At 72.5% G+C, this 24,908-nt stretch carries 26 protein-coding genes; 16 read left to right on the top strand and 10 right to left on the bottom strand.

The features are described 5' to 3' along the window. The first annotated feature begins 47 nt into the window (after window positions 1–47). From HNR12_RS21135 to HNR12_RS29570, 3 genes are all read left to right on the top strand, one after another. The gene (locus HNR12_RS21135; protein ID WP_179769213.1) at window positions 48–236 is read left to right on the top strand and encodes a DUF6104 family protein; all 189 of its coding nucleotides are present in this window, start codon (window positions 48–50) and stop codon (window positions 234–236) included. 266 nt (window positions 237–502) lie between these two features. Next, window positions 503–1,360, top strand: a complete 858-nt coding sequence (locus HNR12_RS21130) for a DUF4097 family beta strand repeat-containing protein (RefSeq protein ID WP_179769212.1) — start codon at window positions 503–505, stop codon at window positions 1,358–1,360. Then, a complete protein-coding gene (locus HNR12_RS29570) occupies window positions 1,357–2,625 on the top strand; it encodes a helix-turn-helix transcriptional regulator (RefSeq protein WP_179769211.1) in 1,269 nt (422 codons plus the stop codon). Before HNR12_RS21130 ends, HNR12_RS29570 begins: the two co-directional genes overlap by 4 nt. A 183-nt stretch (window positions 2,626–2,808) precedes the next feature. On the opposite strand, the gene HNR12_RS21120 is transcribed toward HNR12_RS29570, so the two are convergent. After that, window positions 2,809–3,783 carry a zinc-binding dehydrogenase gene (locus HNR12_RS21120; RefSeq protein WP_179769210.1) on the bottom strand — a complete coding sequence of 325 codons (975 nt, stop codon included), beginning with the start codon at window positions 3,781–3,783 and terminating at the stop codon, window positions 2,809–2,811. 314 nt (window positions 3,784–4,097) lie between these two features. On the opposite strand from HNR12_RS21120, the gene HNR12_RS21115 reads away from it, so the two are divergent. After that, window positions 4,098–4,997, top strand: a complete 900-nt coding sequence (locus HNR12_RS21115) for a Scr1 family TA system antitoxin-like transcriptional regulator (RefSeq protein WP_179769209.1) — start codon at window positions 4,098–4,100, stop codon at window positions 4,995–4,997. Window positions 4,998–5,098: 101 nt separating this feature from the next. After that, window positions 5,099–5,314, top strand: coding sequence for a DUF397 domain-containing protein (locus HNR12_RS21110; protein WP_179769208.1), 216 nt, complete (start codon window positions 5,099–5,101; stop codon window positions 5,312–5,314). Window positions 5,315–5,413: 99 nt separating this feature from the next. Here HNR12_RS21110 and HNR12_RS21105 read toward each other — a convergent pair whose 3' ends face one another. Beyond that, window positions 5,414–6,595 carry an NAD(P)-dependent malic enzyme gene (locus HNR12_RS21105; RefSeq protein WP_179769207.1) on the bottom strand — a complete coding sequence of 394 codons (1,182 nt, stop codon included), beginning with the start codon at window positions 6,593–6,595 and terminating at the stop codon, window positions 5,414–5,416. 376 nt (window positions 6,596–6,971) lie between these two features. Between HNR12_RS21105 and HNR12_RS21100 the strand changes: the two genes are divergently transcribed. The 6 genes from HNR12_RS21100 (at window position 6,972) to HNR12_RS21075 (ending at window position 11,845) form a co-directional block, all read left to right on the top strand. Continuing rightward, complete coding sequence (locus tag HNR12_RS21100; RefSeq protein WP_179770785.1) at window positions 6,972–7,931, top strand: ABC transporter substrate-binding protein; 960 nt, start codon at window positions 6,972–6,974, stop codon at window positions 7,929–7,931. A 6-nt stretch (window positions 7,932–7,937) separates the two neighbouring features. Beyond that, window positions 7,938–8,924: an amino acid ABC transporter permease gene (locus HNR12_RS21095; protein ID WP_372451060.1), complete on the top strand. Its 987-nt coding sequence runs from the start codon at window positions 7,938–7,940 to the stop codon at window positions 8,922–8,924. A gap of 104 nt (window positions 8,925–9,028) precedes the next feature. After that, on the top strand, window positions 9,029–9,781 hold the full coding sequence (locus tag HNR12_RS21090; RefSeq protein ID WP_179770783.1) for an amino acid ABC transporter ATP-binding protein: 753 nt from the start codon (window positions 9,029–9,031) through the stop codon (window positions 9,779–9,781). Window positions 9,782–10,001: 220 nt separating this feature from the next. Continuing rightward, entirely contained in the window at window positions 10,002–10,487 is a 486-nt protein-coding gene (locus HNR12_RS21085) for a GNAT family N-acetyltransferase (protein WP_179769206.1), read from the top strand. 132 nt (window positions 10,488–10,619) lie between these two features. Then, window positions 10,620–11,045: an anti-sigma factor gene (locus HNR12_RS21080; protein WP_179769205.1), complete on the top strand. Its 426-nt coding sequence runs from the start codon at window positions 10,620–10,622 to the stop codon at window positions 11,043–11,045. A gap of 68 nt (window positions 11,046–11,113) precedes the next feature. Next, on the top strand, window positions 11,114–11,845 hold the full coding sequence (locus HNR12_RS21075; RefSeq protein WP_246425671.1) for an RNA polymerase sigma factor SigF: 732 nt from the start codon (window positions 11,114–11,116) through the stop codon (window positions 11,843–11,845). 39 nt (window positions 11,846–11,884) lie between these two features. On the opposite strand, the gene HNR12_RS21070 is transcribed toward HNR12_RS21075, so the two are convergent. Further along, window positions 11,885–12,298, bottom strand: coding sequence for a hypothetical protein (locus HNR12_RS21070; protein WP_179769204.1), 414 nt, complete (start codon window positions 12,296–12,298; stop codon window positions 11,885–11,887). Between the two features lie 138 nt (window positions 12,299–12,436). Between HNR12_RS21070 and HNR12_RS21065 the strand changes: the two genes are divergently transcribed. Together HNR12_RS21065 and HNR12_RS21060 are read left to right on the top strand one after the other, a co-directional pair. Beyond that, window positions 12,437–13,372 carry a diacylglycerol/lipid kinase family protein gene (locus HNR12_RS21065; RefSeq protein ID WP_179769203.1) on the top strand — a complete coding sequence of 312 codons (936 nt, stop codon included), beginning with the start codon at window positions 12,437–12,439 and terminating at the stop codon, window positions 13,370–13,372. A 330-nt stretch (window positions 13,373–13,702) separates the two neighbouring features. Then, window positions 13,703–13,957: a WhiB family transcriptional regulator gene (locus HNR12_RS21060; protein ID WP_179769202.1), complete on the top strand. Its 255-nt coding sequence runs from the start codon at window positions 13,703–13,705 to the stop codon at window positions 13,955–13,957. A gap of 208 nt (window positions 13,958–14,165) precedes the next feature. Here the strand turns inward: HNR12_RS21060 and HNR12_RS21055 are convergent, their stop codons facing one another. Next, window positions 14,166–15,719: a sensor histidine kinase gene (locus HNR12_RS21055; RefSeq protein ID WP_179769201.1), complete on the bottom strand. Its 1,554-nt coding sequence runs from the start codon at window positions 15,717–15,719 to the stop codon at window positions 14,166–14,168. 97 nt (window positions 15,720–15,816) lie between these two features. On the opposite strand from HNR12_RS21055, the gene HNR12_RS21050 reads away from it, so the two are divergent. Both HNR12_RS21050 and HNR12_RS21045 read left to right on the top strand, forming a co-directional pair. Beyond that, window positions 15,817–16,560 carry a GntR family transcriptional regulator gene (locus HNR12_RS21050; RefSeq protein ID WP_179769200.1) on the top strand — a complete coding sequence of 248 codons (744 nt, stop codon included), beginning with the start codon at window positions 15,817–15,819 and terminating at the stop codon, window positions 16,558–16,560. 134 nt (window positions 16,561–16,694) lie between these two features. Then, a complete protein-coding gene (locus HNR12_RS21045; RefSeq protein ID WP_179769199.1) occupies window positions 16,695–18,374 on the top strand; it encodes an acetolactate synthase in 1,680 nt (559 codons plus the stop codon). Here HNR12_RS21045 and HNR12_RS21040 read toward each other — a convergent pair. The 6 genes from HNR12_RS21040 to HNR12_RS21015 all read right to left on the bottom strand — a co-directional run bounded on the left by HNR12_RS21040 (window position 18,371) and on the right by HNR12_RS21015 (window position 23,639). Further along, a complete protein-coding gene (locus HNR12_RS21040) occupies window positions 18,371–18,754 on the bottom strand; it encodes a thioesterase family protein (protein WP_179769198.1) in 384 nt (127 codons plus the stop codon). The genes HNR12_RS21045 and HNR12_RS21040 overlap by 4 nt on opposite strands. Before the next feature lie 56 nt (window positions 18,755–18,810). Then, complete coding sequence (locus HNR12_RS21035) at window positions 18,811–19,026, bottom strand: biotin/lipoyl-binding carrier protein (RefSeq protein ID WP_179769197.1); 216 nt, start codon at window positions 19,024–19,026, stop codon at window positions 18,811–18,813. A gap of 130 nt (window positions 19,027–19,156) precedes the next feature. After that, on the bottom strand, window positions 19,157–20,464 hold the full coding sequence (locus HNR12_RS21030; RefSeq protein ID WP_179769196.1) for an HD-GYP domain-containing protein: 1,308 nt from the start codon (window positions 20,462–20,464) through the stop codon (window positions 19,157–19,159). After that, window positions 20,464–21,750 carry an HD-GYP domain-containing protein gene (locus tag HNR12_RS21025; RefSeq protein ID WP_179769195.1) on the bottom strand — a complete coding sequence of 429 codons (1,287 nt, stop codon included), beginning with the start codon at window positions 21,748–21,750 and terminating at the stop codon, window positions 20,464–20,466. Before HNR12_RS21025 ends, HNR12_RS21030 begins: the two co-directional genes overlap by 1 nt. Before the next feature lie 963 nt (window positions 21,751–22,713). Further along, complete coding sequence (gene rsrA, locus HNR12_RS21020) at window positions 22,714–22,995, bottom strand: mycothiol system anti-sigma-R factor (RefSeq protein WP_179769194.1); 282 nt, start codon at window positions 22,993–22,995, stop codon at window positions 22,714–22,716. Then, window positions 22,992–23,639 carry a sigma-70 family RNA polymerase sigma factor gene (locus HNR12_RS21015; RefSeq protein WP_179769193.1) on the bottom strand — a complete coding sequence of 216 codons (648 nt, stop codon included), beginning with the start codon at window positions 23,637–23,639 and terminating at the stop codon, window positions 22,992–22,994. The genes rsrA and HNR12_RS21015 overlap by 4 nt, the downstream gene beginning before the upstream one ends. Window positions 23,640–24,077: 438 nt before the next feature. Between HNR12_RS21015 and HNR12_RS21010 the strand changes: the two genes are divergently transcribed. Then, window positions 24,078–24,878 (top strand): class I SAM-dependent methyltransferase, encoded by an 801-nt coding sequence (locus HNR12_RS21010; RefSeq protein WP_308118585.1) that lies wholly within the window; start codon window positions 24,078–24,080, stop codon window positions 24,876–24,878. Window positions 24,879–24,908: the final 30 nt, after the last annotated feature.

Below are 24,908 nucleotides of genomic sequence, written 5' to 3'. Positions count from 1 at the left end.
CCGCGGACGTCCCGTCCGGGGCCGGCCACCGGCGACAGGACAGCGCGATGTACTACACCGACCGTGGAATCGAGGAGCTGGAGCAGCGCCGCGGCGAGGACGAGGTCACCCTGGCCTGGCTCGCGGAGCAGCTGCGCGTCTTCACCGACCTCCACCCCGAGTTCGAGACCCCCGTGGAGCGGCTCGCCACCTGGCTGGCCCGCCTCGACGACGACGTCGACGACCTTGAGGACTGACGGCTTTTCCCACCCCTGAGCGGGCCCCGGGCACACGCCCGGGGCCCGCTCCGCGTACGGCGCCGGTCGGCGCCCGCCGCCCCCGGAGGCGGTGCGGCCGGAGGGGGTCCTCCGGCTCGGACCGGGCGGCGGCCGCCCCTCCCCACCCCCGGCGGTGCTCCGGGTCATCCCTGGTCGACCCCCGAAGAATCGCGACATATCTTGAAAGGGCGGCACTCGCGACATAACGTGAGTTGCATCAGCACTTCGAGCCGAAAGGTATCGCGATGGCGCGTTGGACCATCGACCAGCCGACGACACGGACCCTCGACGGGATCGTGGCGCTGCGCGTCCGTATCATCGGCGGTCATGTCAACATCCTGCCCACGGACGACCCGGTCACCGTGGAGGTCTCCGACATCGTCGGCGAGCCGGTGCTCCTCACGCAGGAGGCGGGCATCCTCACCGTCACCTATGAGGACCTCACCGGCAGCGGGCTGCTGGAGCGCCTGCGCCCGGTGCAGCTGTCGGGGTACCGGGGGGTGAACCGGCGCGCCGCCACGGTGAGTCTGCGGGTGCCGCGCGACTGCCCGGTCGAGGTGACCACGCTCTCGGCGCCCGTGGTGGTGGCCGGGCTGACCGCCAAGACGCAGCTGCGCACCGCCTCGGCCGACATCACCGCCGACGGGCTCGGCGGAGAGGTCGAGGTCAACACCGTCTCCGGCAGCGTCTCCGCCCGCAACCTCCACGGCAACCTGCGCTTCAACACCGTCAACGGGCAGGTCGCGGTCGCCGGCGGCCGGCTGTCCGACCTCAGCGGCAAGACCGCCTCGGGCGCGTTCCTGGCCGATGTCGAGGTCGCGCCGTCGGGCCGGGTCCGGCTGGGCTCCATCTCCGGCGAGATCGCCCTGCGCGTGCCCGCCGAGACCTCGGCCGCCGTCGAACTCCGCTCGGCCACCGGCAAGCTGTCCTCGGACTTCACCCTGGACCGGCGCGACCTGCCCGGCCGCGGCGGGCTCAGCGGGAAGATCGGCGGCGGTGTCGACCCCGCCGCGATCTCCACCACCACCGTCTCGGGCTCGGTCGCGCTGCTCCGCCGCGAGCCCGACGCCCCTGCCGCCATCCCGAGGGGGAACGACGCATGAGCACCATCTTCGGACACGGACGCCTGCGGCTCTACCTGCTCAAGCTGCTGGACGAGAGCCCGCGGCACGGCTACGAGATCATCAGCCTGCTGCGCGACCGCTTCCTGGGGGTGTACTCCCCCTCCCCCGGCACCATCTACCCTCGCCTGGCGCGGCTGGAGGAGGAGGGGCTGGTCACCCACGAGGAGGTCAACGGCCGCAAGGTCTACCGCCTCACCGACAAGGGCCGCGAGGAGCTGCGCAACCGCCGCTCCGACCTGGACGACCTGGAGCGCGAGATCACCGACTCGGTGCGCGACGTCGCCCAGGCGGTCAAGGAGGACGTCCGGCACACCATCAGCTCGCTGCGCCGGGATCTGAAGTCCGCCGGGGCCGGTCGGCGCCCGCGCGGCGAGGAGCGGCGCGCCGGGGACTCCGCCGGCACGGGCGCCCAGGCCGGCGCCGGGACCGGTGCGGGCGCGGCCGGGTCGCCCTCGGGCGAGGGCGAGGCCACCGGCCAGGGCACCCGCTCCGGGACCTGGTGGGGCCGCGACTGGGAGCGGTTCGCCACCGGGTTCGGCCCGTGGGGCAGGCGCTCCTCAAGCGAGCGCCCCGAGTTCGACGAGGCGCTGCGCGACTTCACCGAGCGGGTGCGCGGCGTGGTGCGCGAGGCCGGCCACGTGGGCGAGTCGGCGGCGCACGATTTGCGGCGCATCCTGGACGACACCATCGAGGTCATCCGCCGCGACGTCGCGGCGTGGGGCCCGCGCGAGTCCGGAGGGGCGTCCACGCCGGAGTCCTCCGGCACGGCCGACCGGCCGGACGCCGAAGGCACGGCGGGTGCGGCGGCCTCAGCGGACGCGCCGGGGTCGGCGGGCGCCCCCGGCGCGGCGGGCGGCACCCGGCCCGGCGGCGCGGCCGAGGCGGTGCAGGACTCCTCCCCCGACGGCGGCGCCGGGACACCGGCGGCGGGCCCGCGCGACCCCTGGGGCGCCGCGGTGGGCGAGGAGGCCCCTCAGCCGGGCTCCGGCCACGGGGGCACCCCCTCCGCCACCGAGACGGCCGCGGGCGACCCCTGGGGCACCGCCGTGGGCGAGGGAGCCCAGGAGCGGTCCGGTACCGGAGCGGCGCAGGGCGCGGCCGAGGACGGCCCCGCCGAGAACCCGGCCGGCGCCGGTGGCACCGGTGCCACCGGCGCGCCCGCGGGCGACCCCTGGGGCACCGCCGTCAGCGAGGACGCCGAGCAGCGGCGCGAGGAGCGCGGCAACGGGTCCACCGGCGGCTGACCCCGCGCCGCGCGGCGCCTCGGCGCCGCCCACGGGCGGAGGCGGAAACGAGCACGCGGCGGGCGCCGTCCTGGGACGGCGCCCGCCGCCGCGTGCGCTCCCGCCGCCGGGCCGTGCGGGACCGCCCGCGCGGTGTGCGGGCGGGGCGCGGCCGCCGCCCCGCTCATCCCGCGGCGGCACCGCTCAGGAGCCGACCCGGAACACGACCTTGCCGAACAGCTCCCCCTGCTCCATCGCCGCGAAGCCCTCGGCCGCGCGCTCCAGGGGGAGCACCCGGTCGATCTCGGGGCGCACCCCGGTGCGGGCGCAGAACTCGGTGAGGCGGCGGAGTTCGTCGCGGGTGCCCATGGTGGAGCCGATGACCGACAACTGGAGGAAGAACGTCCGCGTCAGCTCGGCCGGCGGCGCCTCGCCGCTGGTGGCGCCGCAGACGATGATCGAGCCCCCGGGCCGCAGGGACCGCACCGAGTGCGCCCACGTGGCCTCGCCGACGCTCTCGAACACCGCGTCGACCTTCTCCGGCAGCCGCTCGCCCGTGGGCAGGGCCGCGTAGGCGCCCAGGCGCAGGGCGCGGTCGCGCTTGGCGGCGTCGCGGCTCGTGGCGTACACCCGGTGCCCCGTGGCGCTCGCGAGCCGGATGAGGGCGCTGGCGACACCGCCCCCGGCGCCCTGGACCAGCACGGTGGAGCCCGGGCCCAGCGCGGCGCGGGTGAACAGCATGCGGTAGGCCGTGAGCCAGGCGGTGGGCAGGCAGGCCGCCTCCTCGAACGACAGCTCCGGCGGCTTGGGCACGAGGTTGCGGCGCGGCACCGCGACCTTTTCGGCCAGCGTGCCGGGGTGGACCTCCGACAGCAGCGAGCGGCGGGGGTCGCGGGTCTCGTCGCCGCCGCCGGCGTCGGGGTCGCCGATGACGGCGTGCACCACCACCTCGTTGCCGTCCTCGTCCACACCGGCGGCATCGCATCCCAGGACCATCGGCAGCCGGTCCGGTGACAGCCCCACGCCGCGCAGGCTCCACAGGTCGTGGTGGTTGAGCGCGGCGGCCTTCACGGTGACCGTGGTCCAGCCCTCCGGCGGCGCGGGATCGGGACGCTCACCCGCTTCGAGACCGGACAGGGGGTTCGTCTTGTCGATGCGTGCGGCGGTGATAGCGAACATGGCCCCGACCCTAACCACTGCCGCCCCGGCCGGGCACGGCGGCCCGCTTGGGCATTCGCGCCCCGGCCGCCACCGCTTTCCCATCTCGGACACCTGGTCGGGGTATCGGATACTCGTAGAATGTCCGCCAAGAGACATTCCCGGGTGGAAATCGACGGCCCGGGGGCGCGACGGCATTGGGACCCGGCGGCGCGGCCGGCGCCGTCCGCCTCCCCTGACCACAATCGGCGTTTTCGGCCGGACCGCGCGGGCTCTCCCGTCGAGTAGCCTTCCCCCATCCCGCTTCGGCCTCTCCCCCCGAATAGGAGGCTCCCGTGGCACCCGCTCACAACCCCACGGCCCGCCGACGCCGCCTGGGCGTCGAATTGCGCCGTCTTCGGGAAAACGCCGGAATGACCGGTGAAGAGGCCGCCGAGCTCATGTCGTGGTCGGGCAGCAAGCTGTCCCGGATCGAGCGCGGCCAGGTCGCCACGAATTCCGACGACGTTCGCGACCTGCTCGAACTCTACGGCGTCGACGACCCCGCGCTGCGCCAGACGCTGGTGATGCTCGCGCGGGAGTCCCGCCGCCGCGGCTGGTGGCATGTCTACGGCGACGTGATGCCCGAGCGCTTCGAGGTGTACCTCGGCCTCGAACCCGAGGCGACCATGCTGCGCTTCTTCCAGGCCCAGATCGTACCGGGGCTTTTCCAGACCGCGGAATACGCCGAGGCGCTGATGCAGGCGCACCCCGCCCCGGTTTCGGACGACGAGGTCAAACGCCGCACGGAGCTGCGCATCCGGCGCCAGGAACTGCTCTTCAGCGAGTCGCCCCCGCACATCTGGGCACTCCTGGACGAGTCAGTACTCTACCGACCAATCGGCGGTCCGCAGGTCATGGCCGCACAACTACGGCATTTGCTTGAGATACATGAAAGATCGCACGTAACCATACAGATCGTGCCGTTCAACGCCGGTGCTCATTCAGGTCTTAACGGATCTTTCGACATCCTTGAGTTCCCAGAGTCCGACATCCACGCGCCGCGCCTCGTACATGTGGAGAATCTGACGAGCAGCCTCTACATCGAAAAGGCCAAAGAAGTGCGCTTCTACACCGTCGCGTTCGAGCACCTGCGGACTGCGGCGCTGCATCCCGAGCGCACCCGCGAGGTCATCGGCGACGTGGAGCGGCGCCTTCGGGCCGAGGTGGAGAGGGGGAATGAAGTTGAGACATGAGAGGAGCGCGGCATGTCCGCGACTGAATCCGGTGAACCCGCGGATAGGGCACTGCCCTCCGCACAACCTGCCCGCCGCGTCCGCGCAGCGAGCGTGGTGCGGTGAGCGGGGTTGCCTTTGAGCCGAAGGACGCGGCGGGGGCGCGATGGCGCCGGAGCACCTACAGCGGGACGGGAGGAGGACAGTGCGTCGAGGTGACCGAGCGGCACGCCGGTGTCTGGGTGCGCGACTCCCGGGTGCCCGAAGGGGCCGTGCTGAGCTTCCCCGCTGACGCGTGGGCGGCCTTCATCGAGGCCGCCGTGCGCGAGGACCTCTAGGGGTCCGCAGAAGCGGAAAACCCCCAGGTCCCCCCGGGGGTTGGTGATCCGGAGCGGGAGAACCCCGCTCCGGATCGACTACGCAGAACTACCGTTCCACTACGAACGGGCAACACCGTCGCTGCGCGCCTGCTCGGCGACCGCGGCGGCCACCGCCGGCACCACCCGCTCGTCGAAGGTGCTGGGGATGATGTAGTCGGCCGACAGGTCGTCGCCCACCAGGTCGGCGATCGCGTCGGCCGCGGCCAGCTTCATGGCCTCGGTGACGTCCGTGGCCCGCGCGTCCAGCGCCCCGCGGAACACTCCGGGGAACGCCAGCACGTTGTTGATCTGGTTGGGGAAGTCGCTGCGCCCGGTGGCCACGACACTGGCGTGGCGGCGCGCGACCTCGGGGTGGACCTCGGGGTTGGGATTGGCCATCGCGAACACGGTCGCCTGGGGCGCCATGGTGGCCACGACCGACTCGGGGACCTCGCCGGCCGACAGGCCGATGAAGACGTCGGCGCCCTCCAGCGCGGTCTCGATCGACCCCTGCAGCCCGGCGCGGTTGCTGATGGCCGCCAGCTCCTCCTTGACGGGGGTCAGGCCCTCGCGCCCGGAGTAGATGACGCCCTTGCTGTCGGCCACGGCGATGTCGCCGATCCCGCCGTCGACCAGCATCTTGGTGACCGCGACCCCGGCGGCGCCCGCGCCCGAGACCACCACCCGCAGGTCGGCCAGCGTGCGCCCGGTCAGCCGCGCGGCGTTGCGCAGGGCCGCCACGGTCACGATGGCGGTGCCGTGCTGGTCGTCGTGGAACACCGGGATGTCCAGGCGCTCGCGCAGCCGGCGCTCGATCTCGAAGCAGCGCGGCGCCGCGATGTCCTCCAGGTTGATACCGCCGAAGGACGGGGCCATGCGCGCCACGGTCTCGACGATGTCGTCCACGCCGTCGCAGGACAGCGCGATCGGCACGGCGTCGACCCCGGCGAACTGGCGGAACAGCAGGGCCTTGCCCTCCATCACCGGCAGGGACGCCTCGGGCCCGATGTCGCCCAGCCCCAGCACCGCCGAGCCGTCGGTGACCACGGCCACGACCGAGCTCTTCCAGGTGTAGGTGTTGACGAGTTCGGGCGTGTCGGCGATCGCGGTGCACACCCGGGCCACCCCGGGGGTGTAGGCGAGGGCGAGCCCCTCGTGGTCGGTGACCTCCACGGACGGCTCCACGTGCAGCTTGCCGCCCTGGTGCAGCGCGAACGCCGGATCGTCGTCCAGCCGGGAATGGGAATCAGTGATCGACATTACTGTGCAAACCCCTCAAGGTTCGAAGCGCCCGCGCCGGCCATGACGGGGCGCCTGGGATGCCTGGCAGGTGGCGGGGGCGGCGCGCGGAGGACACCGGTGCTAGGGGGCTCTCGCGAAACAAGCGGCCGACCTGGGCAGATACGGTAGAAGGAGCCGGGCTCCGCGGCTCGTATGCGAGCGCGTCGCCGCCGTGTGTAACCGGGGGTGACCCGTTATCCAATCCTCTCACAACGGTAACCGCACGCACATGCCGGGTCGGCGACCATAAAGATTTCACGTTCGCACGAACGTCCGTGCGGTGCGCCCAAGAGCGGGAACCGCGGACGCCGGGTAGCCTTCCGCCGTCCGCCCAGAAGAAGGAGATCTCGTGGCCATGCTGAAGCACCTGGCCGTGCCGGCAGTCCACCTCAGACGCGCCCCGTACCTGGCGGGCGCCGTGGCCGCCGTGCTGGCGCTGTCCGCCTGCGGGGGCGGCGACGGCTCGGGCGGTGGCGGCGGAGGCGAGGAGGACCCCACGGCCATCCCCACCGAGACCCCCTCGGTCGAGGCCGACCCCGAACTGGCCGAGATGGTCCCCCAGGAGCTTCGCGACGAGGGCACCATCACCATCGGCACCGACTCCAGCTACGCCCCCTCGGAGTTCCTGGCCCCCGACGGCTCCACCATCGTCGGCTTCGACGTGCAGCTGTTCAACGCGGTCGCGGCCAAGCTGGACCTCCAGCCCAAGTGGGAGAGCGCCTCGTTCGGCACGATCGTCGAGGGTGTGGACACCGGCAAGTACGACGTCGGCGTCTCGTCCTTCACGATCAACGAGGAGCGCCTGGAGCAGGCCAACATGGTCAGCTACTACACCGTGGGCACCCAGTGGTTCACCGCCGCGGGCAACCCGGACGGTGTCGACCCCGACAACGCCTGCGGCCTCAACGTCGCCGTGCAGGCCAACACCGTCCAGGTCGAGGACATCCAGGCCCGCAGCGAGCAGTGCGAGGAGGACGGCAAGGAGCCGATCACGATCAACCAGTTCGAGGGCCAGGACCAGGCCACCGAGTCGATCATCTCCGGCCGCAACGACGCCGGCCTGGCCGACATGCCGGTGGCGGTCTACGCGGTGCAGCAGACCGGCGGCCAACTGGAGACCCTGGGCGAGCAGTACGAGGCCGCCCCCTACGGCGCGGTGGTCGCCAAGGACAACACCGAACTGGCCGAGGCCATCGCCGCCGGCTACCAGAGCATCATGGACGACGGCACCTACACCGAGATCCTCGCCAACTGGGAACTGGACGAGCAGGGCACCCTGGACAAGGCCGAGGTCAACCCGGAGCTTGAGGGTTAGTCGCGCGTGAGCACTTCTGACGACGACACCGCCGGCACCGCCGGCGCCCGGCCGTCGGACGGCACGGCGGCCGGCCAGTCCCCTCCCGAGGCCATCAAGGCGGTCCCGGTGCGCCACCCGGGCCGCTGGGTCGCGGCGGCCCTGCTGCTGCTGTTCGCCGCGATGTTCGTGAACATGCTGGTCACGAACGACGCCTTCGACTGGCCCTTCCTGTTCGAGAACATGTTCTCCCAGCCGGTGCTGGTCGGTGTGCGCACCACGCTGATCCTGGCGGCGGTGTCGCTGGCGATCGGCATCGTCATCGGCATCGTCGTGGCCATCATGCGGCTGTCGGACAACCCGATCCTGGTCGGCCTGGGCTGGCTCTACACCTGGTTCTTCCGGGCGGTGCCCCGGATCGTGCTGTGCGTGCTGTTCGGCAACATCGCGATCCTGTACCAGACCCTGGAGTTCGGGATCCCGTTCGACAACTACTGGCTGCCGCTGCTGGGGATCGAGGGCGACGCCCGCTTCTACTCGGTGCCCATGACCACCCTGCTGAGCCCGTTCGTGGCGGCCGTGATCGCGCTGTCGCTGTCGCAGGGCGGCTACATGGCCGAGATCGTGCGCGCGGGCCTGCTGTCGGTCGACAAGGGCCAGAGCGAGGCCGCCCAGGCGCTGGGCATGAGCCGCGGCCAGGTGCTGCGGCGGATCACGCTGCCCCAGGCGCTGCGGGTCATCGTGCCGCCCACGGGCAACGAGGCGTCGGCCATCCTGAAGGACACGTCGCTGGTGTCGGCCATTCCCCTGACCACGGAGCTGTTCTTCCAGCTCCAGCAGGTCGGCGCGCGCACCTTCAACCTGTTCCCGATGCTGGTGGCGGCCTGCCTGTGGTACCTGATGATCACCAGCGTGCTGATGGTGGGCCAGTACTACCTGGAGCGCAGCTTCACCCGCGGCGACCGGGGGGCGCAGGAGCAGGTGCGGCGGATCAAGAGTAGGGCGGCGAGTTGACACAAGACACTGGTGCCAACGCGGGCGCGGGGGGCGCGGCGGACACGGCGAGCGCCCCGGGCGACGCACAGCCCGGCGTCGTGACCGGCCCCGGCGACGACCGCATGGTGGTCGCCGAGAACGTGCACAAGAGCTTCGGGCGGCTGGAGGTGCTGCGCGGCATCGACCTGGAGGTCCGGCGCGGCGAGGTGATGTGCGTGGTCGGGCCCTCGGGCTCGGGCAAGTCCACCTTCCTGCGCTGCATCAACCACCTGGAGAAGATCACCGCCGGGCGGCTGTGGGTCAACGGCCACCTCATGGGCTACCGCCAGCGCGGCGGGCGGCTGTATGAGCTGCACGACACCCAGGTGGCCCGCCAGCGGCGCGGGATCGGGATGGTGTTCCAGAACTTCAACCTGTTCCCGCACATGACCGTGCTGGGCAACGTCATGGAGGCGCCGGTCCAGGTCAACCGCGAGCCCCGCGGCGAGGCGCGCGAGAACGCGCTGCGGCTGCTGGCGCGCGTGGGTCTGGAGGAGAAGGCGGGGGCCTACCCCCGCCAGCTCTCGGGCGGGCAGCAGCAGCGCGTGGCCATCGCGCGGGCGCTGGCCATGCGGCCCGACCTCATGCTGTTCGACGAGCCCACCAGCGCGCTGGACCCCGAACTCGTCGGCGAGGTGCTGGACGTGATGAAGGGCCTGGCCGAGGAGGGCATGACCATGGTCGTGGTCACCCACGAGATGGGATTCGCCCGCGAGGTCGGCGACAGCCTGGTGTTCATGGACGGCGGCGTGGTGGTGGAGTCGGGCTCTCCTCGCGAGGTGCTCGGCAACCCCCGGCAGGAGCGCACCAAGGCGTTCCTCTCCAAGGTCCTCTGAACGGTCCTGCGGCCCTGGGCACGGTCCGCTGACCGGGCCGCCCGCGGCCGTGCCGCGATCGGCCGCGGGCGGCGGGGCCCGGCCGCCTTCCGGCCGGCCCCGTCGCCCGCCCGTATTGCCGTCATTCGCTATCATTTCGAGGTTTTTACGTGTTTGTTCGGTCCCGCACTCCGCGCGCCGCCCGCGCCGGCCGTGCGCGCCGCGCCCGACGAGGAGAGCCGTGATCCGCCCCGCCCGCCCCGACGACGTGCCCGAGATCCACCGGCTGGTCCGCGAGCTGGCCGAGTACGAGAAGTCGCTGGAGGAGGCCACCGCCACCGAGGAGCAGCTGCGCACGGCGCTGTTCGGCGAGGACCCGGCCGCCTGGGTGCACATCGCCGAGCACGTGCCCGACGACGGCGGCCCCGCCGTGGTCGCCGGGTTCGCGCTGTGGTTCCGCAACTTCTCCACCTGGACCGGCAACCCCGGCGTCTACCTGGAGGACCTCTACGTCCGCCCCGAGTACCGGGGCCGGGGCTACGGCAAGGCGCTGCTGGTGGAGCTGGCCCGCATCTGCGTCGAGCGGGGCTACGACCGCCTGCAGTGGTGGGTGCTGGACTGGAACACCCCCTCGATCGAGTTCTACCGCTCGCTGGGCGCCCGGCCCATGGACGAGTGGACGACGATGCGCGTCGACGGCCCGGCGCTGCGCTCGCTGGCCGGTTAGCCCGGCCCCGCGCGGCTGTCCGAGACTAGTCGGGGACGGTGCGATGACACGGGCGCAGGCGTGTGCACCGGCGCCGGACCGAAACAAGATAGATTGCTTTCAAGCGGCAATCCCGCTGCCCGAAGGAGGGACGTGACCGAAGAAACCGCCGCACCGTCCGCCGGTGCCACCGAGGTACGCGACGCCGTCACCGTCAGGATGCCGGCCGACAGCGCCTACCTCAGCGTGCTGCGCACGGCCACGGCGGGCCTGGCGGCCCGACTCGACTTCACCCTCGACGAGATCGAGGACCTGCGCATCGGTGTCGACGAAGCCTGCGCGATGCTGCTCACCCAGGCGCTGCCGGGCACGGACCTGACCACCGACTTCGAACTCACCGGCGACGGCATGCGCATCTCCGTCTCGGTGCTGACCGCCGACGGCCGGCTCCCCGCGCGCGACACGTTCGCCTGGACCGTCCTCTCGGCGCTTGCCGGAGAGGTCGACGCCGGTGTCGGCCCTGACGACCGCGTCTCCATCGTCCTGCACAAACGCCGCGGCATGGTGGAGTCGGCGTGAGCGAAAGGGGGCCCGCTCTGACGGCGAAGACTGAGCACGCGGTACCCGACCGTGCCCGTGCGCGCGAGCTGTTCGAGCGCCTGAGCGAGCTTCCCGAGGACGCTCCCGAACGGCAGCGCATCCGCGACGAACTGGTCGAGCTGCACCTGCCCCTCGTCGAGTACCTCGCCCGGCGCTTCCGCAACCGGGGCGAGTGGCTCGACGACCTCACGCAGGTCGCCACGATCGGCCTGATCAAGTCGATCGACCGCTTCGACCTCGAACGCGGCGTGGAGTTCTCCACCTACGCCACTCCCACCATCGTGGGCGAGATCAAGCGGCACTTCCGCGACAAGGGCTGGGCGGTGCGGGTTCCGCGCCGGCTCCAGGAGCTGAAGCTGTCGCTGACCAAGGCCGTCAGCGACCTCTCCCAACGCGAGGGCCGCGCACCGACCGTCCACGAGCTTGCCGAGCACCTGGGCATGACCGAGGAGGAGGTGCTGGAGGGCCTGGAGTCCGCCAACGCCTACTCCACGGTGTCCCTGGACGCCCCCGACAGCGGCGACGAGGACGCCCCGGCGGTCGCCGACTCCCTGGGCATCATCGACGACTCCCTCGAAGGCGTGGAGTACCGCGAGTCGCTCAAGCCGCTGCTGGAGCAGCTGCCCCCGCGCGAGAAGCGCATCCTGCTGCTCCGGTTCTTCGGCAACATGACCCAGTCGCAGATCGCCCAGGAGCTGGGGATCTCCCAGATGCACGTGTCGCGGCTGCTGGCGCGCACGCTGGCCCAGCTGCGGCAGGCGCTCACCACCGACGACTGACCCGCCCGGATGAGGGCCGTGCGGCGCGGGCCGCGCGGCCTACCGGGGCCCGCGCCCGCCCGGCGCGGAGTCGTCGTCGGCCGGGAACAGGGTGGCGGTGGTGGCCGGCGCCAGCACCAGCGCGGCCCCGGCCGCGGCCGTCGCCGCCAGGACCGCCGCGATCGCGTACTGCTCGCTGGTCACCATGTAGTAGGCGATCACCAGCACGAAGACGTGGGTCAGCACAACCGGCGTGCGCGCCCAGTTGCGCAGGTGCCACAGCCCCCAGGCGGTGTAGCCCACGGCCGCCGCGGCGGCGAACGCCAGCACGGCCAGGGGGAGCGCGGAGCCCGCGTCGGCGGCCTCGCCGAGCAGCGTGCCGATCAGAACGTAGCCGCCGCCGACCGCGAGAGCGGCCGCCACCAGCGCCTGGACGGCGGCGGCGAGGGTGATGGTGATGGGGCGCGAAGACACGTTCCAGCCTAGCGGCCCCCGCGGCGCGCCCCGCCCCGCCTCCCGCCCCGCCCCCTCCCTCACCGCGCGGCGCTCGCGGCGGTCCCCCGGGCCGACCGCGCGGCGGACCGCTCCCCGATGATCACTACACTGAGACCCGTGCGCGCCCTCTTCATCGTCAACCCGCAGGCGACCACGACCACCCCGCGCTCCCGCGACGTGCTGGTCGGTGCCATCGCCCGCGAGATGGAGCTGGACGTCGCCCAGACCGAGTACCGCGACCACGCCCGCGAACTCGCCCAGCAGGCCGCGGGCGAGGGCTACGAGCTGGTCATCAGCCTCGGCGGCGACGGCACGGTGAACGAGGTCGTCAACGGCCTGCTGACCACCCCCGAGGGCCTGCCCCGGCCGAGCTTCGCCGCCCTGCCCGGCGGCAGCGCCAACGTGTTCATCCGGGCGCTGGGCCTGCCCGCCGATCCCATCGAGGCCACCGGCGCGATGCTGGAGGCGGTGCGCTCGGGCGAACGCCGGACCGTGGGGCTGGGCCGGGTGCTCACCGACCAGGACGACCGCTACTTCACCTTCTGCGCCGGGTTCGGCTGGGACGCCGACGTGGTGCACGAGGTCGAGCGGCAGCGCCACCGGGGGCGCCGGGCCTCGCCCGGCCTCTACATCGCGCTGGCGCTCAAGATGTTCCTGCGCGGCGAGGTCGCCGTGCGGTCGCTGCGGATCGAGGCCCCCGGCCGCGACCCCGTGCGCGACCTGTACTTCGCGCTGGTCACCAACACCACCCCGTGGACCTACGCGGGCGCGGTGCCGGTGCAGCCCACCCCGCGGTCGCGGTTCGAGCTTGGCCTGGACCTGTTCGCGCTCACCCAGATGAACACCGCGCGCACCGCGCAACTGCTGCGCCAGATGCTGTCGCACAAGGGAGTCCCGCCCTACGGTCCGGGCTTTGTCACCTGGCACGACCAGTCCGAGGTGACCATTACCTCACGCTCTCCCCGCGCGTTCCAGATCGACGGCGAGTACCTCGGCCACCGCCGGCGGGTCAATCTCCAATCCGTACCAAAGGCATTACGAATCGTCGGTTAATCCGCGGGAAATATCGCGTCGATAACACCTGTGACGCACACGACACGCCGAAGCCCAGGTTGGCTCAGCGGCACTCTTGCATGCGCCGATCAACCCTGTCACGCTCAAAGTGTCGCCGCACGTTACGGGCGAGTTAAAGAGTGTTTCCAGGTCACAGAGCGCGGCGCGGCTTTGTGGGGCCCTGTCGACTCTCCCTGCACGCCCGGCCGTCCGGGTCTGCCGGACCAGGCGTCAACGACGACAGCGACCCGTCGGTCGTCCACGACTTAGTGAATCCGTTCACAATTCGTTCACAAGCGCACGCTTCCCTCACTGTGAGGAGTGATCCGCATGGACTGGCGCCACCACGCCGCCTGCCGTGACGAGGACCCCGAACTGTTCTTCCCCATCGGCAACTCCGGTCCGGCCGTGCTCCAGATCGAAGAGGCCAAGGCCGTGTGCCGCTCCTGTCCGGTGAGTGCCGCGTGTCTGCGCTGGGCGCTGGAGACCGGCCAGGACGGCGGTGTCTGGGGCGGCATGAGCGAGGACGAACGCCGCGCGCTGAAGCGCCGCCGCACCCCCGTGGGAGCCATGCTCCGCGCCTGAGCGGACGTCTCCCCCGGGACTTCCCCCGAGCAGGCCCGCCGGGCACCGGCCCGCGCCGCTCCCCGTCCGCGCAGTGACCCCGCCTCTGTTATCACGTCCGCCGCACCCGGTGCCGGAGCGGACGTGGCCGCAGAAGCGGGATCGCCGCCGGGAGCGGACCCACCGCCGGCCGGTCCCGGCCCCCGCACCCCGGCCGCCCGCTCCCCCGCTAGGGCAGCGACGCGGTGTGGTGCTCCACCGGCAGCTCGATGGCCACCCGGGTGCCGCCGTCCTCGCGCGGCTTGACCTCCAGTGAGCCGCCCAGCTCGCCGACGACCAGCGTCCGCACGATCTGCAGGCCCAGGCTGGCCGTGCTCTCCATGTCGAAGTCGTCGGGCAGCCCTCCCCCGTCGTCGGTGACCTCGATCAGCAGCCGGCCGCCCCTCCCCTCGGCGTCGAGCGGGGGGTCCACGCGCTGGGCGCGGACCTCGATCCGCCCGGGGCCGTAGGACAGCCCGTGCTCCACGGCATTCTGCACCAGCTCGGTGAGCACCATCGACAGCGGGGTGGCCACCAGCGCCGACAGCAGCCCGAAGTGGCCCGAGCGGCGCGGCACCACGGCGGCCTCGGTGGAGGACACCTCGGCCGCCATCTCGATCACCCGGTCGGCGATGTCGTCGAAGTCGACGATCTCGTCGGGGGTGTGCGACAGCATCTCGTGCACGATGGCGATGGAGCCCACCCGGCGCACCGCCTCGTCCAGGGCGGCCCGCCCCTCGGGCACGTGCAGCCGCCGCGACTGGAGCCGCAGCAGCGCCGCCACCGTCTGCAGGTTGTTCTTCACCCGGTGGTGGATCTCGCGGATGGTGGCGTCCTTGGTCATCAGCTCGCGTTCGCGCCGCCGCAGCTCGGTGACGTCGCGGACCATGACCAGCGCGCCGATCCGCACACCGCCCACCACCAGCGGGATGGAGCGCAGCTGGATGGTGGACCCGCGCGCCTCGACCTCGGCCTCCTGGGGCACGCGGCCGCCGGCGGTCCAGGTCAGCGACTCGTCGCGGGCGTCGCCGGCCGCCGCCAGCTCCAGCGTGGTCTGGGCCAGCCGGGTGCCCACCAGGTCGGCGGTCAGGCCCAGGCGCCGGTAGGCCGACAGCGCGTTGGGGCTGGCGTAGACCACCTCGCCGTCCTGGTCCAGCCGCAGCAGGCCGTCGCCCACGCGGGGCGAGCGCACCATCAGCGGCCCCTGGTCGCTGAAGGGGAAGGCCCCCTCGGCGATCATCTGCGCGAGGTCGCTGGCGCTCTGCAGGTAGGTCAGCTCCAGCCGGCTGGGCGTGCGCGCCGAGCTGAGGTTGGTACTGCGCTGGATCACCCCGATCAGCTTGCCGTCGCGGCGCACCGGGATGGTCTCCTCGCGCACCGGGACCCCGCCCGACCAGTCGGGGTCGCCCTCGCGGCAGATGCGGCCCTCGGTCCAGGCGCGGTCGATCAGGCCGCGCCGGCCGGACACCCTGGTGGGCTCGGGCGGCGCCGCGATCTCGGTCACGTCGCCGTCGCGCAGCACGGTCTCGACCAGGTCGTCCTGGAAGGCCGTGGGGCCCGTGGTCGGGCGCATCTGCGAGACCGCCACCCACCCGGTGTCGTCGCGCAGCCGCACCCAGAGCACCAGGTCGGCGAAGGAGAGGTCGGCCAGGAGCTGCCAGTCCGACACCAGGGAGTGGAACCACTCCAGATCGGCGGTCTTGAGCGCCGTATAGCGTCGGATGAGATCACTGAGGTGAGGCACTAACAAATCATCCCACGGTTGCGGGCATACTCATAGGAATGCACTCGACCAGTGGTCCAAACCAATAGTGTCCGGGGAAGCGGTGGAGGGGTCCGACGTGACGGGTCAGCGAACGCTCGAAGACGGTCACCGAGTTCCAAAGTACTACCAGGTCAAGAAGCTGCTCCTGGAACTCATCGAGGCCATGCCGGCCGGCAACCCGGTCCCGCCGGAGCGCGCGCTCGCGGCCCAGTTCGGCACCTCGCGCACAACCGTGCGCCAGGCGCTGACCGAGATGGTGGTCGAGGGCCGGCTGCTGCGCATCCAGGGCAAGGGCACGTTCGTGGCCAAGCCCAAGGTCGCCCAGGTGCTCCAGCTCACCAGCTACACCCAGGAGATGCGCTCCCACGGGCTGCACCCGGCCACCCGCATCCTCGACGTGAGCTACATCAACGCCGACGACCAGCTGGCCGAGCTGCTGGCGATCCGCTCGGGCGGGCGGGTGCTGCGCATCGAGCGGCTGCGGCTGGCCAACGGCGAGCCCATGGCGGTGGAGACCGCCCACCTGGCGGCCCGGCGCTTTCCGGGCCTGCGCCGCCAGCTCGACCGCTACGCCTCGCTGTACGAGGCGCTGGCCAGCGCCTACGAGGTCCGCCTGGTCGAGGCCGAGGCCACCATCGAGACCGTGCTGGCCACCCCCAACGAGGCGCGGCTGCTGGGCGTGGACGTCGGCCTGCCCCTGGTGCTGCACTGCCAGCACAGCTTCGACGGCGAGGGCCACCCGGTGGAGTGGGTGCGCTCGCTCTACCGCGGCGACCGGTACAAGTTCGTCACCCGGCTGCGCCCGCCCGAGGTGGAGTGACCGGCCGGGCCCGCCCCTGCCCCTTGCCCGGGTGTGGGCGGTGTCACTAGGCTCGGGGCGACTTACCCACCGGTAGCATCGGTGGGCCCCGCCCCACCGCCCCCGCCGCACCCAAAAGGAGTGTGCCGCCCAGCATGCCCACGCCGCCGCCCTCCCCGCCGACCCCTTTCCACGGCCGCCTGTCCGGCCACGGCGGCACACACGCCGTCGAGGTCGCCCGCCACCACGGCATCGACACGATGTTCACCCTCAGCGGCGGCCACGTCTTCCCGCTCTACGACGGCGCGGTGAAGCCCGAGCCCACCATGCGGCTGCTGGACGTCCGCCACGAGCAGACCGCGGTGTTCGCGGCCGAGGCCGTCGGCAAGCTCACCCGCCGCGCCGGCCTGGCCGTGGTGACCGCCGGCCCGGGGGTCACCAACGTCGTCAGCGGCGTGGCCACCGCCCACTTCAACGGCTCGCCGCTGGTGGTGGTCGGCGGCCGGGCCCCTGACGGCCGGTGGGGGCAGGGCCTGCTGCAGGAACTGGACCAGCCGCCGCTGCTGGAGACCATCACCAAGCGCGCCTGGACCGTGCACGCCACCGACGGGATCGGCGCGGCCGTGGACGAGGCCGCCATGCTGGCCAACACCGCGCACCGCGGCCCGGTCTTCCTCGACATCCCCATGGACCGGCTCTACGACCAGGCCGAGACCGACCTCGCCGGCGCCCCCGCGCCCGCCGACCGCACCCCCGACCCCGAGGCCGTCGCCGAGGTCGCCCGGCTGCTGAGCGAGGCCGAGCGCCCGGTGCTCGTCTACGGCTCCGACGTCTGGCTCGACGGCGCCGAGCGGGCCGCCCTGGAGGCCGCCGAGGAACTGGGGGTGCCGGTCGTCACCAACGGCCAGGGCCGCGGCGTGCTCCCGGGCGGCCACCCGCTGCTGGCCAGCCGCGCGCGCGGCGCCGCGCTGGGCCGCGCCGACCTCGTGGTGGTCGTGGGCACCCCGCTGGACTTCCGGCTGGGCCACGGCCTGTTCGGCGGCAGGGACGGCGCGCCGCCGGCCAAGGTGGTGCACGTGGCCGACTCCCCCGCCCAGCTCACCCGGCACATGACCCCGGTGGCCGCGGTGTCCGGCGACCTGTCGGCGGCGCTGCGCGGGATCGCCGAGGCCGCCAAGCCCACGGCGGCGGCGGCCCGCTGGCGCGCCGAGATCGCCGAGGCGGCGGCAGCGGCCGTCGCCGCCGACGCCGAGGCCCTGGCCAGCGACGCCGACCCCATCCACCCGGCGCGCGTCTACGGCGAACTGAACCGGCTGCTGGACGACGACGCGGTCGTGATCGGCGACGGCGGCGACTTCGTCTCCTACGCCGGCAAGTACATCGAGCCCAAGCACCCCGGCCAGTGGCTGGACCCCGGCCCGTTCGGCTGCCTGGGCACCGGCATGGGCTACTCCATCGCCGCCCGGCTGTCGCGGCCCTCCTCCCAGGTCGTGACCCTGCTGGGCGACGGCGCCGCCGGGTTCTCGCTGATGGACGTCGACACCCTGGTGCGCCACCGGCTGCCGGTGGTGATGGTGTGCGGCAACAACGGCATCTGGGGCCTGGAGAAGGCGCCCATGCAGATGATCTACGGCTACGACGTGATCGCCGAACTGACCCCCCAGACCCGCTACGACGAGGTCGTGCGGGCCCTGGGCGGCGGCGGCGAACTGGTCACCGACCCCGCCGAGATCGGCCCGGCCCTGCGCCGCGCGTTCGACTCCGGGGTGCCCTACCTGGTCAACATCGCCACCGACCCCGGCAACGTCTACCCGCGCAAGACCATGGGGGTCTAGGCGCGGGCCCCGGCGGTGAACCGGGCGCGGTTCACCACCACCCGCTCGACCGTGCCGCGCGCCACCGCGCGGCCGTCGGGATGGGCCAGGGCGACGTCGAAGACCAGGCGCCGGCCGTCGACCAGGCGCAGCCGCGCCTCGGCGCGGACCACGGCGCCCACGGGCGAGGCCGCCAGGTGCGACAGCGCGACCTCGGTGCCCACCGTGGTCTCGCCCTCGGCGAGGCGGCCGGTGAGGGCGGCCACCGTGGCGGCCTCGGCCAGCGCGAGCGCGCGCGGGGTGCCCAGCACGTCGACGTCTCCGCTGCCCAGGGCGGCGGCGGTGTCCTCGGCGCCCACCCGCAGTTCGGCGGCGCCCCGGAGTCCTTCGGTGATGGCCATGGCGCACGAACCTACCCCAGCGCGCGGCCGGGCGGGCCGGCCCGCGCGGGCGGGGGTCAGGACTCCACGACCGCCAGCAGGTCGCCCTCCTGCACGACGTCGCCCTCGTCCACCTGGATGCTGATGACCCGGCCGGGGTCCTCGACCTGGACCGGGACCTCCATCTTCATGGACTCCAGAACGAACAGGGTGTCGCCTTCGTCCACGCGGTCGCCCTCGGCCGCGTTCACCTTGAAGACGTTCGCCACCATCTCGGCGCGGATCTCGGCCATTGCGCACTCCTCAACGGGACGTCGCGGGCTTCGACCGGCCGCGGGCCGCACCCGGGGTGCGCGCCGCGCGGACGGTGCCCTCGCCTGTGGGCACTACCCGCCGTACGCCCGCGCACGCCAGGGGCAGCGGTCAGCGGCGCTCGCTGGACCGGGCGATGACGCGGGCCGCGGCCTCGACCACCTCGGGGTCGTACTCGGTGCCGGCGTCCATGCGCAGCCGCTCCAGCGCCGACTGCACCCGCTCGGAGTCGGCGGAGTCGCTGACCAGGTCGTCGATGGCGTTGGCGACCTTGATGATCCGGCTGCCCAGCGGCGGGGGGTCGTTGCCGCTGTCGCCGGTGCAGGGCTCGCACTGGCGCCGGACCAGCTCGGCCACGGTGTCGAGCACGCCGGTCTCGCGGATGACCGCCGACCCCAGCTCGGCGATGCGCCGCTGCTCGCGCGGCAGGGCGTAGACGGTGGCGCCGTTGGCGATGGGGTCGCGCAGGGAGAGCTGGCCGATGTCGTGCATCAGCGCGGCGTACTCCAGCTCCAGCAGCTCCGACTCGCGCATGCCCAGCTCGGTGCCGATGGTCTTGGCCAGGCGGCTGACCCGCCGGGAGTGGCCGGTGGCCACGTATCCGCCGACCTCGGTGACCCGCGACAGCGCGCGCACGGTCTGCAGGTAGGTGAGCCGGATCTCGGCGAAGCGGCGGAACGCGACCTGGGTGACCAGCAGCGGCGCCGTGAACACCAGCAGCCCGGCCAGGCCGGTGACCGAGCTGGCCAGCGCGATGAGGATGCCCGAGGAGCCGATGGCCATGCCCAGGCCGGAGTGGGCGCGCAGCTCGTCGCGCAGCGCAACGGCGAACCTGCCGCGCAGCGGCTCGGCGCGGATGGCGGCGGCGATCACGGCGTCGGTGAGCCAGCCGGCGAGCACCAGGCCCGCCATGATCACCAGGACCAGCCACCAGTCGATCGTCTGCGGCGTGGGCGCCAGCTCCGAGACGTAGGGCCGGAACGGCAGGGTCATCACCACGATGATCATCACGCGGCGGGCGAGGTCGCCCCAGTCGGGGGTGCGCCCGGCGGCGATGTGCGGGAGTTCGCCCAGAGCGAACCCCATGGTGACCACCGCCAGGACCTGCCACGACGAGTGGTGGACGGCGTGGCCGCCGATGCTGAGCAGGAAGGTGTAGCCGATGGCGCCGGCCGAGGCCACGGGCGCGACCTCGCGGTGGCCCGGCAGGGTGATGCGGGCCAGCTCGCCCACGGCGATGAGCACCCCGAACGCCAGCGCGGTGCGGGGGTCGACGAACCCGGTGACCAGGGTCCACAGCAGCGACCCGCCGGAGAAGGCCGCCGCCACCACGATGACCAGGGAGCGCATTGGTTCGCGCACCCCCCAGCGGCGCGCGGTGCGCGGCGGGTGCGTGCCCTGCGCGTCGCGGGTCATCATCACTCGGCCTCCCCCGCGACGCGCAGCGGAACGCTGGGGTCGTCGTGGTCCTGGCTGGCGACCTCGGCGGACTCGTCGTCGCTGGGCGGCTCCACGATGTCGGGCGACTCCCAGCCCTGCTCGCCCACCGCCGCGATCAGGGCGTCGACCATCGTGGGGTCGAACTGCGGGCCGGCGCCGCGCCGCAGCTCGTCGATGGCCTCCTCGATCGAGCGGGCCTTGCGGTAGGACCGGGTGGAGGTCATGCAGTCGAAGGCGTCGGCCACCGAGATGATCCGCGCGAACTCGGGGATGTCGTGGCCGGCCAGCCCCATGGGGTAGCCGCGCCCGTCCATGCGCTCGTGGTGGTGCATGATCCCGGCCAGCGCCTCGTCGAGGAACCCGATCTCGCGGACGATCTCGTAGCCGCGCATCGGGTGCAGCTGGATGGCGGCGTACTCCTCCTCGGTGAGCTTGCCGGGCTTCTGCAGCACCTTGGTGGGCACGCCCAGCTTGCCGACGTCGTGCAGCATCCCGGCGTAGCGGATGGTCTGCACCCGCTCGGCGTGCATGCCCAGCTCCTGGGCGATCATGGCCGAGGCCTTGGCGACGCGCATGCAGTGGCCGCGCGTGTAGTAGTCCTTGGTCTCGACGGCCTGGCACAGGGTGGCCAGGGTGGCCTCGTGCGCGCGCTGCTCGGCCACGCACTGGTCGAACGCCCACCGCGCGATGAACAGCGGCAGCAGCACCAGCAGGATGGCCAGGGCGCCCACCACCCCCCAGATGGCGGCGATGAACAGGCCGAGCATGCCGTAGCCCAGGGACGCCAGCTCCAGGGTGGCCAGGGTGCGCCAGCGGATGCGGTGCGGGCGGCGCAGGTGCACCACGCCGAGGTACCACATCAGGCCGCCCATCAGCGCGCCGTTGATGGCCGAGTGCACCAGCAGGGCGGCGCAGAAGGGCACCAGCGCCCACGGGAAGTCGTCGTGCTGGGGCGGCCCCAGCTCACCCCCCAGGGCGAGGTAGACGTGCCCGGCGGCGTAGCCGGCCAGCGCGTACTGGCCGCCGTTGAACAGCCGCTTGACGAAGTTCTGCCGACGCAGGATGAAGGGGGTGGAGAAGAAGGTCGCCACCGCCACCCCGACCGGGCCGACCAGCACGATGGCGGCCAGGGAGACGGAGACGCTGGGCGAGATTCCGGCTCGGCCGGTGTCGATGGTGGTGCCGATGGTCTCGGCGACCACCATCAGGATGATGAGCAGCACCAGGGTGGCGGGATCGATGCCCTCGTACGGCCCGAGCGCCATGACGGCGATGGCGCCGAGAACGACGAGGCCGACGTACAACCGCGCCGCTCCAGGAAGCGAACGCAATTTCTGGTACCTCCCACCCCAAAGCCGACCGAACCGTCATCGTTTCATCGATCCCGTTCTACCACCAGGTCCAACCGTTCACGGTCGTCTCGATGCCGGTCGCGTTGAACGCCATCGGGACCATTTCAGCGGTGAGTGCGGCCATGGTCGTCCCCCTCTTACGGATCGGCGCCGCCGCGCCCGGCAAGCTCCCCCATGGGCGCGGGGCGCGAATTGCCCCATACGGTGAATATGTTGGCCAGTTTAACGGGCGGCGCGAGCACCCCGATTTCCCCAGACCGGCCCGGCCGCCGGGTGGGGGAAACGCCAGGCCCCGATTCCGTGGAATGAGGAAATCCGAATCAGCATCGTAGATATGCTGATCACGCTCCGCCACGGGTGCGCACCCGCCTCCCCCGGCATTCGCCGCCCATTCCGCGAAGAACGCCCCCTTGCGGCGGCCCCATCGACCTCGGGATATGACGCTGTGTAGTCACATGCGCCGCACCACTCCGGATAGCCCCGGCACACCGGCTCGTCCAATTTTTGACCAAAATCAGGAACGCACCCGGGCGTGTCGCGGCCCGCCCAGAGGGCAGCCGGTGACCAAAAAGCGGAACCCCGGCACCGATGAACAACAATCCCTCGCATTTTCCCTGAAAACACCAGAAAATAGGCGCGCCCAGCCCGCGCCGAACACGCTCCGCGAGGGGTGGGGAAATGGCCGCCGGCGGCAGCGGGATCCCCCCGCCCGCCATTCCCCGGCCGGGCGCGGCCGCAACGGCGCCGCGAAGGACGCCGGCGCCCCCGGACACGACGCAGCGGCCGGCCGCCGTGGGGCGGCCGGCCGCTGTCCGGCGTCAGGGTGTCGGGGCCCGGGCGGGCAAAGCCGCCGGCCCCGCGGGCCCGCCGGCCGAGCTAGTCGACGCCCTCGCGCACCTGGAGGTCGGCGCGGGCGGCCTCCAAGCGGTGCAGGACCTTGCTGCGCAGGTCGGTGGGCACGGGGTCGGAGCCGCAGTGCTTGGCCACGAGCTTCTTCACGACCTCTTCCAGGCCGTACTCCGCCAGGCACGGCGAGCACTCGTCCAGGTGCTCGCGGATGTCGGCGTAGTTGTGATCGTCCAGCTCCCCGTCGATGTAGGCGTATACCTTCGCCAGCACCTCCGAGCACGGGGTAGCGTGCTCTCCACCGCAGCTCATCGCTGGTCCCTCCGACTCGCCCCGCCGTTCGCCGACCCGTCGACGGCCATTCCCCCGCCGTCGGACGCCTGCAGGATCCCGCGGTCGACCGCGTACTCCTCCAGCATCGAACGCAGCTGGCGTCTACCGCGGTGCAGCCGCGACATGACCGTGCCGATCGGGGTCTCCATGATCTCGGCGACCTCCTTGTAGGCGAAGCCTTCGACGTCGGCGAGGTAGACGGCGATCCGGAAGTCCTCGGGCAGCTCCTGGAGGGCTCGCTTGACGTCGGTGTCGGGCAGATGCTCCAGCGCCTCGGCCTCGGCCGACTTCAGCCCGGAGGAGGAGTGCGAGGCCGCCTGCGCGAGCTGCCAGTCCTCGACGTCCTCGGTACCGGCCTGCCGGGGCTCGCGCTGCTTCTTGCGGTAGGAGTTGATAAAGGTGTTGGTGAGGATCCGATACAGCCACGCCTTGAGGTTCGTCCCCTCCTTGAACTGGTGGAACGAACCGAACGCCTTGGCGAACGTCTCCTGGACGAGGTCCTCGGCGTCGGAGGGGTTGCGGGTCATCCGCAGTGCCGCCGAATAGAGCTGGTCCAAGTACGGGAGCACGTCCCGCTCGAACCGAGCCCCCTGCTCGTCGAGTGTCTCCTGGCCCTGATTCAAGCCCGCCTGCCTCCTTGTGCTGGCCTCCCGTGGGGCAACCGTAGCCTCACGATACGACGCCGCGGGAGCGGAGGGCACATTCGCACCGGGCGGGGCCTGGCCCGGGGGGACGACAACGAAGTCAGCGGTAGCCGTAGGCATTGACCTGCCTTTACTCTCCTGGTCTGGCCGTCGGGGAGCGCGGCGGGCGGCACCGCGCCACGCCTCCGGCGGCCCGCCGGATGGTGATGTGCATGCCAACAACGTGCCGAGCGCACTGATTCCGCCTAGGGTGCGGTTACGTGCGGCACAGATCTTTCGGTTTCCGCCCGACCGCGGAGGTGACCCCCGCGGGAGTCCGGGTAAAACCCTCTGCAAAGACGTGGGAGAGGAGCATGCGTGCGACCGTCCTCCAGTTCCGCGTCGGGCCCCGCGGCCGCGCCGGCCGGCGCCGATCCGGTGGCTGAGGCCCATCAGGCGCGCTCCGCCGCCGCGCACTTCGCGTCGGGCGACTCCCTGTCCGCCTACTGGCGGTTCTACTGGGCGGTGGCCGACGCCCAGCTCGCCCGGTGGCTGCCCGCCGAGCCCGGCCGCATCCTGGACCTGTCCGCGCCCGACTTCCGGGGCGCGCCCCGCGCCGTGGCCGCCGGCCACGACGTGGTCACCCTGCTGCCCTCGGCCGACTCCCGGCCGCGGCGGCCACTCACCCTGGTCAACGGGCACGCGCGCACCGCGCGGCGCACCGCGCCCGGGCGGCTGCGGGCGGTGGTGGGCGACACCACCTTCCTCTCCGGGTTCGCCGACTCCGCCTTCGACGGCGTGGTCGCCGACAACCGGGTGCTCTCCCGCCACCTGGCCACCGAGGCGTCCCTGGTCGAGATCGCGCGCGTGCTGCGGCCGGGCGGTCGGGTGCTTTTGTGCGTCGACTCCGTGGTGCTGGGCATGGCGCTGCTGGCCGAGCAGGACTGCTGGCCCGAGCTGAGCTTCGCCCCCAGCGCCGACGTGCTCCTGGTGCCCTGGCCCGACGGCTCCATCACGCGCTGCTTCACCGGCGAGCAGCTCGGCGAGGTGCTGACCGACGTCGGCCTGGAGCCGGAGTGGGTGCGCCCGCGCACCGTGCTGTCGGCCTCAACGGTCGAGGGGATGCTCTCCCGCGACCCCCACGCCATGGGCCGCCTCGTCGAGATGGAGCTGCGGGCCGCGGAGTCCGACGACTACGTGGGCGTGCACCTGCTGGCCAGCGCCCGCAAGCCCGGCTGAGCCGCCGCGCCCCGGCGCGGGGCGCGGCGG

The sequence above is a fragment of the Streptomonospora nanhaiensis genome, from assembly GCF_013410565.1.
Classification (GTDB): domain Bacteria; phylum Actinomycetota; class Actinomycetes; order Streptosporangiales; family Streptosporangiaceae; genus Streptomonospora; species Streptomonospora nanhaiensis.
This window is presented reverse-complemented; position numbering and strand designations above follow the sequence as displayed.

Coding starts and splice junctions, on each gene's coding strand:
- HNR12_RS21135 (WP_179769213.1), top strand. CDS start 48: ATGTACTACACCGACCGTGGAATCGAGGAGCTGGAGCAGCGCCGCGGC.
- HNR12_RS21130 (WP_179769212.1), top strand. CDS start 503: ATGGCGCGTTGGACCATCGACCAGCCGACGACACGGACCCTCGACGGG.
- HNR12_RS29570 (WP_179769211.1), top strand. CDS start 1,357: ATGAGCACCATCTTCGGACACGGACGCCTGCGGCTCTACCTGCTCAAG.
- HNR12_RS21120 (WP_179769210.1), bottom strand. CDS start 3,783: ATGTTCGCTATCACCGCCGCACGCATCGACAAGACGAACCCCCTGTCC.
- HNR12_RS21105 (WP_179769207.1), bottom strand. CDS start 6,595: ATGTCGATCACTGATTCCCATTCCCGGCTGGACGACGATCCGGCGTTC.
- HNR12_RS21100 (WP_179770785.1), top strand. CDS start 6,972: ATGCTGAAGCACCTGGCCGTGCCGGCAGTCCACCTCAGACGCGCCCCG.
- HNR12_RS21090 (WP_179770783.1), top strand. CDS start 9,029: ATGGTGGTCGCCGAGAACGTGCACAAGAGCTTCGGGCGGCTGGAGGTG.
- HNR12_RS21060 (WP_179769202.1), top strand. CDS start 13,703: ATGGACTGGCGCCACCACGCCGCCTGCCGTGACGAGGACCCCGAACTG.
- HNR12_RS21045 (WP_179769199.1), top strand. CDS start 16,695: ATGCCCACGCCGCCGCCCTCCCCGCCGACCCCTTTCCACGGCCGCCTG.
- HNR12_RS21040 (WP_179769198.1), bottom strand. CDS start 18,754: ATGGCCATCACCGAAGGACTCCGGGGCGCCGCCGAACTGCGGGTGGGC.
- HNR12_RS21035 (WP_179769197.1), bottom strand. CDS start 19,026: ATGGCCGAGATCCGCGCCGAGATGGTGGCGAACGTCTTCAAGGTGAAC.
- HNR12_RS21030 (WP_179769196.1), bottom strand. CDS start 20,464: ATGATGACCCGCGACGCGCAGGGCACGCACCCGCCGCGCACCGCGCGC.
- HNR12_RS21025 (WP_179769195.1), bottom strand. CDS start 21,750: ATGGCGCTCGGGCCGTACGAGGGCATCGATCCCGCCACCCTGGTGCTG.
- rsrA (WP_179769194.1), bottom strand. CDS start 22,995: ATGAGCTGCGGTGGAGAGCACGCTACCCCGTGCTCGGAGGTGCTGGCG.